Origin of the sequence: Microcystis sp. M109S1, from assembly GCF_020247025.1 — a bacterium.
In the GTDB taxonomy this organism is placed as follows: domain Bacteria; phylum Cyanobacteriota; class Cyanobacteriia; order Cyanobacteriales; family Microcystaceae; genus Microcystis.
Genome location: NZ_JADBRW010000008.1, coordinates 1 through 3,137, shown reverse-complemented (window position 1 = coordinate 3,137; position 3,137 = coordinate 1). Strand labels below are relative to the sequence as shown.

The window sequence follows — 3,137 nt, the reverse complement described above, 5'->3', positions numbered from 1 at the left end:
TATTGAACAACTAACTTACAAGGCAATTTTAGTCGGAATAAAAGTTATTACGACTAATGAAAGCTATACGTCTAAATGTAGTTTCTTAGATTGGGAACCAATTGGCAAACAAGAAAAATATTTGGGCAAGAGAGTTAAAAGAGGATTGTTTAGAAGTTCTTCAGGTTATCTCTATGGAGCAGATATTAATGGTTCGTTAAATATAGGGAGAAAGGTAGTCGGAGAGGTTGCATTTAGCAAGAATCCGATAGAGAGGCTTGTAGTTAGCCCTGTACGGGTCAAAGCGTACAAAGCTGATTCAAAGTGCGACGTTTGCGTACAGAATTAGTAACTATAACAGGCAATTCTTCCCTCACCCCCAAGGAGTGAAACTCCTCATTGCCGCGAGGCAAATTCCCCACCCCCCTAGGTGTCCGGGTGGGGAAGGTACGCGGAATCGTTCACCCTAATTTCGGTAAACCCATACTATAGTTCTGCACTCTGGCGTTGAGATTATAGCTAATTTCCCCTTTTTGCAGGAGAGAACGGATAAAATGTTCTAGATCTGAACCGATGCGACGGAGATTATATTCGCTCAGTTCTTCCCCATTGTAGGATTCTACCAATTCATCAAACTTACTATAAACCTTATTGAGAGCCACTTCTTCCCAATTAAATTCATTATCGGGATCCACATCAAGAGTCAAGACATTGTTACTCTCGATTAATTGATTATTTTTTACTTCAGCCGTATAAATGCGAATATGACGGGTCGTGGATTTTAACAGCATGGAATCTTCAGGGTAAGTTAGACGCTATGTCTAAGATTTTGCCATGATTTGCGGAATTGGGGAATTGGGAAGTTTTTTTCAGTGATCAGTAAACAGTAAACAGTAATCAGTGAAAAGACAACACTGTTACTGTCACCCATGTACTGCTCACTTAACACCCCCACTGATAACTGGTAACTGATAACTGATAACTGATCACTGAGATGGCTGTCTCCCGAACAATGTTTACGGATCGACCAGAAACGTGATACTATGATAGATTGCAGTGTTTAAGTAGAGATCACGAGTCCTATGGCCTTAACCCAGACCAAAAAACAAGAACTAATCAGCCAATATCAGGCCCACGAAACCGATACAGGATCATCGGAGTTACAGGTAGCTTTCTTAACCGAGAGAATCAACCAACTGACCGAACACCTGAAAGCTAACCCGAAAGACCATGCTTCCCGTCGGGGATTACTCCAGATGATCGGTCGTCGTCGGGGACTGTTAACCTATATCCAGAAGAAAGATCAACAACGTTATCAAACCCTGATTGGTCGTCTCGGAATTCGCCGTTAAGCATACCCCCTTTGCATCCCTACCATGGCCTCTGAATCGAAATCGACGGAGAAAAAAGCACGTCTCCCCTTTGAGCCGCGCCAAAATAAGCGAAAAACCCCGAAAATTGCCCCTAGTCCCGTGCCACCGCCCCTAAAAAATCGCTCCGAGGAAACCAGCTTAAAGGCGATTCCGCAAGTGGTCAGTCAACGGATGGCCAAACGGATGGCGGTATTTTGTGGCCTGCCGACGGCACTGGGGATAGCTTCCTTTTTTGGCTTCTACTGGATTATTAGCCACGATCTTCTCGAAATCCCTTCCTACGTCGCCATGCTCGTCAGTTTAAGCCTATTTGGTCTAGGTTTCATCGGTCTGAGTTATGGCATCTTCTCCGCTTCTTGGGATGAGGATCGGGTGGGGGATTGGCTAGGATGGCAAGAATTTCAAGCTAATTTTGGCAGAACGATCGCCGCGTGGCGGTCCGGCAAAAAAGAAGTGGAAGAAAAATAGATAACCTCTAGAAATCGTCAACAATAGAGATTAAAGAAAAAAATAAAAGGTTAATGCCATGATTATTGTCATGAAAGTTGGTTCCCCGGAAATTGAAATCGAGCGCGTCAGTGCCGAATTCGAGGCATGGGGATTAAGTCCCGAAAAAATCGTCGGTAAGCATAAAGTTGTCATCGGTTTAGTCGGAGAAACCAGGGAATTAGACCCCCTACAAATCCAAGAATTAAGCCCTTGGATCGAAACCGTCCTGCGAGTCGAACAACCCTTCAAACGCGCCTCTTTAGAATACCGTCACGGCGAATACAGCGAGGTTTTAGTCCCCACTCCTAACGGTGTTATCCCCATCGGCAGAAATCATACCGTTAGCATTGTCGCCGGCCCCTGTTCGGTGGAAAATGAAGCGATGATCGTGGAAACTGCCAAACGAGTGGCGGCAGCCGGAGCGCAATTCCTCCGCGGTGGTGCCTACAAACCCCGCACTTCTCCCTATGCTTTCCAAGGTCACGGGGAAAGCGCTTTGGAATTACTAGCGGCGGCTAGAGATGCCAGTGGTTTGGGTATTATCACGGAAGTAATGGACGCGGCGGATCTCGATAAGATTGTCGAAATAGCCGACGTGGTGCAAGTGGGGGCGCGCAATATGCAGAATTTTTCCCTCCTGAAAAAAGTTGGGGCGCAACCGAAACCGGTCCTACTCAAGCGCGGCATGGCGGCCACTATTGAAGATTGGTTGATGGCGGCAGAATATATCCTCGCGGCAGGAAATAGCAATGTCATTCTCTGCGAACGCGGTATCCGCACCTTTGACAGTAAATATACTCGCAATACCCTAGATTTATCCTGTATTCCCGTTTTAAGAACTTTAACTCACCTGCCGATCATGATCGATCCTAGCCACGGTACGGGTAAATGGGAATATGTCCCGACCATGGCCATGGCTTCCCTGGCAGCTGGGGCCGATTCCTTGATGATCGAGGTACATCCTAACCCGGCGAAGGCCCTATCTGATGGGCCGCAATCCTTGACCCCCGACCGGTTCGATCGATTAACTCAGGAGTTAGCGGTCATTGGTAAGACGATCGGGCGTTGGCCCCAGGTTCCAGCACTGGTTTAATAAGATGATTAGGGGGTGAATCAACCCCCTTTTTTGGGCATAAATTTCGCTTTTCGGGGCAGTTATGGTGACAGTTCCTCTGGAGTTAAATACTAGCGAAATCCGGGCAGAAAGACGGGTTACTTTTTATCATCTCAATTGGCTATCCTATCAGCAAATTTTACAGGCACTAGGAGAAAATAATCGCGCCCATTTATTTTATG

The 3,137-nt window shown here is 46.4% G+C and carries 5 protein-coding genes and 1 pseudogene; 5 read left to right on the top strand and 1 reads right to left on the bottom strand.

Features of this window, described 5'->3' with window-relative positions; all coding sequences use genetic code 11:
* On the top strand, nt 1–328 hold a 328-nt coding region (locus tag IM322_RS00370; protein WP_287672546.1), incomplete at its 5' end, for a zinc ribbon domain-containing protein.
* 112 nt (nt 329–440) lie between these two features.
* Here IM322_RS00370 and IM322_RS00365 read toward each other — a convergent pair.
* The gene (locus tag IM322_RS00365) at nt 441–770 is read right to left on the bottom strand and encodes an NAD(P)H-quinone oxidoreductase subunit M (RefSeq protein ID WP_002738864.1); all 330 of its coding nucleotides are present in this window, start codon (nt 768–770) and stop codon (nt 441–443) included.
* A 291-nt stretch (nt 771–1,061) separates the two neighbouring features.
* On the opposite strand from IM322_RS00365, the gene rpsO reads away from it, so the two are divergent.
* From rpsO to IM322_RS23090, 4 genes and pseudogenes are all read left to right on the top strand, one after another.
* A complete protein-coding gene (rpsO, locus tag IM322_RS00360) occupies nt 1,062–1,331 on the top strand; it encodes a 30S ribosomal protein S15 (RefSeq protein ID WP_002738807.1) in 270 nt (89 codons plus the stop codon).
* A 24-nt stretch (nt 1,332–1,355) separates the two neighbouring features.
* The gene (locus IM322_RS00355; protein ID WP_286825044.1) at nt 1,356–1,820 is read left to right on the top strand and encodes a PAM68 family protein; all 465 of its coding nucleotides are present in this window, start codon (nt 1,356–1,358) and stop codon (nt 1,818–1,820) included.
* 58 nt (nt 1,821–1,878) lie between these two features.
* Nucleotides 1,879–2,934: a 3-deoxy-7-phosphoheptulonate synthase gene (gene aroF, locus IM322_RS00350; protein WP_002750796.1), complete on the top strand. Its 1,056-nt coding sequence runs from the start codon at nt 1,879–1,881 to the stop codon at nt 2,932–2,934.
* Nucleotides 2,935–2,998: 64 nt separating this feature from the next.
* Nucleotides 2,999–3,137, top strand: a pseudogene (locus IM322_RS23090) (Uma2 family endonuclease); the annotation flags it as partial.